This window comes from Mesorhizobium sp. M0048 (assembly GCF_040323405.1).
Classification (GTDB): domain Bacteria; phylum Pseudomonadota; class Alphaproteobacteria; order Rhizobiales; family Rhizobiaceae; genus Mesorhizobium.
Window position 1 is genome coordinate 1 of record NZ_JAMYUV010000105.1, and the last position, 4,083, is coordinate 4,083.

At 61.0% G+C, this 4,083-nt stretch carries 3 protein-coding genes and 1 pseudogene; 3 read left to right on the top strand and 1 reads right to left on the bottom strand.

The window, feature by feature from the left end; all coding sequences use genetic code 11:
• From NKJ84_RS32835 to NKJ84_RS32845, 3 genes are all read left to right on the top strand, one after another.
• Positions 1-494, top strand: a 494-nt coding sequence (locus NKJ84_RS32835; protein ID WP_352509976.1) for an ATP-binding protein, incomplete at its 5' end; no start/stop codon positions are given.
• A 1,624-nt stretch (positions 495-2,118) separates the two neighbouring features.
• The gene (locus NKJ84_RS32840; protein ID WP_352509977.1) at positions 2,119-2,532 is read left to right on the top strand and encodes an MbcA/ParS/Xre antitoxin family protein; all 414 of its coding nucleotides are present in this window, start codon (positions 2,119-2,121) and stop codon (positions 2,530-2,532) included.
• Complete coding sequence (locus tag NKJ84_RS32845) at positions 2,529-3,251, top strand: RES family NAD+ phosphorylase (protein WP_352509978.1); 723 nt, start codon at positions 2,529-2,531, stop codon at positions 3,249-3,251. The genes NKJ84_RS32840 and NKJ84_RS32845 overlap by 4 nt, the downstream gene beginning before the upstream one ends.
• A 176-nt stretch (positions 3,252-3,427) precedes the next feature.
• Here the strand turns inward: NKJ84_RS32845 and NKJ84_RS32850 are convergent.
• Positions 3,428-3,787, bottom strand: a pseudogene (locus tag NKJ84_RS32850) (ABC transporter substrate-binding protein); the annotation flags it as partial.
• Between the last annotated feature and the right edge of the window lie 296 nt (positions 3,788-4,083).

A 4,083-nucleotide genomic window follows, 5' to 3' on the forward strand; every position in this document is an offset into this window, starting at 1 on the left:
AGCGGCTCGCCGGTCGCGTCGACGCTCTGGCGATCCTCTACCAGACGCTAACGGCCGACGAGCCGAAGGAGGAGGTCGACCTTGGCGTCTATCTCAGCCAGATAGCGTCCGCGGTGATGAGCTCGCATGCAGTCGAGGGGATCCGGCTGGATATGAAGGTGGATACATATCCGGTGTCAATAAACGTCGCCATGCCGGCGGGGCTGGTCGTGAACGAATTGCTGACCAATTCACTAAAGCATGCCTTCCGGGGGCGCGACGGCGGCACGATAATGCTGCACAGTGTCGTCGATGGCGATGGCTGCCGGGTTACGGTGGCGGACGACGGAATCGGCCTGCCGGAAGGCGAGATGTGGCCCAAGCCAGGCAAGCTCGGAGCGCTGATCGCGCGATCGCTGACCGAGAACGCCAAGGCCCAGCTAGCCGTCGAGTCCAGCGCCAACAAAGGGACGAAGGTGACCATCGTTTTCAAACGGTGGGCGGCAGCAAGCTGAACGATTGCTGTCGAACATAGCAGGCTGGCGGCTGGCTTCATGGCGGTTTTGAGCAGGTGGCTGCAAATAGGCGAGGGCGCCCGACGCGCGCTTCGAGCCGCCAGCAATCGGACGCCGCCAACTCGGCACGCGCCGGCTCACGGGTCACGAGAACACGTCATAACCCTTTGCTGCGAATGCGCCTGCAGCGGCTCGCCCGATCCCACTGGAGGCGCCGGTGACCGCGTTCGGACGCAAGGCACGGCTCGGCGACTGACGCTAGTTCCGTAGACCGCGACCCTCGGGAACGGCGGGGGCACCTGACGCCTTCGCGCTCATCACGCGCGAGCCGGTAATTCACCAGCGAGTCATCGCATCGGCCAATCTTGCCGACGACGAAGGTCTAACCTACACATCAAAAGTGGTCTGACTGTTCGTGGCCGGAGGTAACCGCGAAATTGCGCTGTCGGGACATGAGAGCGTGCTGTAGGCAAACCGTGATGCGTGCATTCGTTGGATTGGTTGCTACCGCCACGAACATGGTGCTTTCCGGTTTTCGGCTGTGTTCCCTACGGGGATATTTTATTCCGAATTTGTTGTCAGTGGCTCACGTCTGATGCAAAAGAACAAAGAAGCTTCCGTCAGGTTCTTCAGAGCCGACGGTGTCCAGGTGGAGAGCGTTATCGAATTGGCCGGTCCCCATAAGGCCGAATACTTGAAGCGGATTATTCGCGCGGTTGCTCGCAATGCGGCAAAGAGGGATCACTTAGCTGAACCGCCACGCCAGCCTGCATTGTTGAGATAATGAAGGCGGGTATGCAGGTGATGGAGCTTTGGGAAGGCCGCTCGTTGCCGTGCATCGGGATCGAGCACCTGGGCGGCCCTTCAGCACGGGCGAAGTGAGGATAAAACGTGAGGCGGCTACGCCGCCTAAGCCGATTTCGGTCCGCGGTCGCTCAAGCAGTCGGCTGCATTCGAATTTGGGCAGCGTTGGTGGCGGTGCAGGTTCGAGAGGACGATCACTCCCTCCAACTCAAGCGACCTCCAACCTGAGCAATATCTTCCCACCACATGCTGTCGCAAAATGGCAGCACCGCTTACCGAGGCCTCGACCCTGAGCTTTGCGCCGAAGCAGTTTGCGCGCCAAGCGGCAGATCATTTCAGCCGGCGGGTTTGCCTATATCGCGGCCTCTGTTTGGCACGATCAATTCGACGGCTCTGGGAGAACACGGGTATTCGGATGTTGACCCGGACGGTTGTTGACGCGACAACCCGCCGATGCCGTGAGTATTTATAGCGGCCAAATCGCTCCCTCCCGCGACCGGCCTGCTGCTGCCGGTCCGGGACAAGCTGCCGCTAGACTATCGCCGCTCACCGCTCGGTGCGAAGTCTACTGTGTTCCAGAGTACTGTGCGTCCCTCGGGCTGGAGCACGGGCCCACCATCTCAGCTGACGACATTGTGCAGGCGGTTCTGACTACGGGCCGTCCGAAAGGCGCAGGGCTGCTTCACCGAGAGCATCCGCTGCATGACCCACCTGTTCCTGCCGCTCGCGGAGAGCGCTCCGACCCCTTCAGCGCTCCGCTCTTCTCGCGTATTGCCAAATGGTGTGGAATGAGATATTCACTGCCATATGGAGATGACGCATGCTAGCACTTGAACGCGTCGATACGGCCCCTGAGGCATTCCGTGCCGATCCTGTTACCGAGGCCGAGGCGGCTGCCATGTTTCGCGCCGCGCTCAATCTTTTCGGCAAATGGGAATTGACCGACGAGCAGTCGGCGACCCTGCTCGACATGCCGGTCCGGTCCTTCCGCCGCTGGAAGGCTGAAGGGCCCGGACGGATATCCCGCGACGGCCGTGCGCGCCTTTCCAACCTGATGGGCATCCACAAGGCCCTCAGGATCATCTTCACCGAGCCGCAGCGCGGATATGCGTGGATCCGCGCCGGCAATTCCGCCTTTGCCGGGGCAAGCGCCTTGGATGTGATGCTTGGTGGCGAGCTCACTGACATCATGCGGGTCCGCCGCTATCTCGACGCCGAGCGCGGCGGCTGGTGACGGCGCCGGAACAGATCCCGGTTTCGCGGATTAAGTGGAAAGGTGCTGTCAGGATCATTCGCAGCGCCTTTCCGCCGATCGATTTATTCGAGGACATTGCGGATCCGGCCGATTGGCCGCTGCTGATCTCCGCGGAGCAGAAGACCAACCCGCGGGTCATGGCGAGCATCGGCAATCTCGATCTCGTGCCGGTCGAGCGCAGGGTCGGCGGCAATGGCGCGTCCTACCTCATGGCGCCCTTCACGCATGTGAGCACCGACAGGCCAAGCCGCTTCACCGACGGCACTTTTGGCGTCCTCTACGTCGGCAATGTCTTCGAGACGGCGCTGTTCGAGACCATCCATCACCACGAGCGCTTCATGGTGCGGACAGCCGAAGAAGCTGGCTGGACTTCGCAGTTCCGTGAGATCGTTCTTTCGGTTGATGCCGATCTGCACGACTTGAGAGGGCCTGAGCGGCAGGGCCATTCGGCCCTCGCCCCGGACAACTACCAGTCATCGCAAGGGTTGGCGAAGCGCCTCAAGGACGCTGGGTCGGACGGTATGATATATCCCAGCGTCCGGCACCCAAACGGCGAGTGCGTTGGCCTTTTCTACCCGGATTGTGCTTCGGCACCCGTTCAGGGCCGCCATCTCGACTACCACTGGGACGGCGAGCGCGTCGATCTTGTGCGGGATGCAGGATCGGGGGAGGTCTTCCGTGTCGTGGATGTTTCCTGAACCACGGGCTGCGGGTGACCTCGCAATCCGGCCTTCGCGGAGGGCGTCGATCGATTTAGGCCGCCGATGCGAGGGACTGCTCGTAAATGCGGGTTAGGACTGCTATCGTGCCGTTCTTCGGAAGGGCGCCTGACTCGTTTGGGCTGATTCCTGTCAGACAGCTTTCTCTTGTCGCTGAAGTCGCCGAATATGGGGATCATGGCTTCGCCATTGTCCCGCACCATCATAGTCGCGTCGTGATACATTTCCTTTCGTATCGAAAGAATCGAGCGCCGCGTATGAGCTTGTCGAAGTCCTCGCGGACAAAGCGCGTCTCGTTCCACTCTGCAGTCGACAAGTAGGAGAGCGAGCAGACCTGATCCTGGGTCGGGCGGCCGAAATGAAAGTCATGCAGAAAGGCTGCTTTTTCCATACGTTTGACCAGTAGCCGTCGCCGGGTTCGCGCCTGACCTCAATGGCGATTCCGCCTTTGCGGCGCTCTGCTGGTAAAGTTGGGCGGCGTCGACCGCACCAAGGAACGCCACGTCCGGTTCTCGACTGCCCGATCATGTTCGCCATGACCACTGTCGACCGGTCTTATCGGAGCGTCTGAAGGTCGCCATTTCCCTCCTGCGCCCTCAAGTCGCGACAGCATCGCAAATCGTTTTCGCTGGGTTTGGACGAAGGGATACTTCCGCGAACCAAATGTCCTACGCTTTCGGCCATCGCCCAGTGCATCGAGAGCCAACTTGACGTTGCCCCCAGTTTCTATCCAGTTTTGAGTTCGTTTCCGGCGTGGGTTGTGCCCTGCTGGGCGGGTGAAGCGACGGGCGCTGGCGCGGAGCCTTTGGCG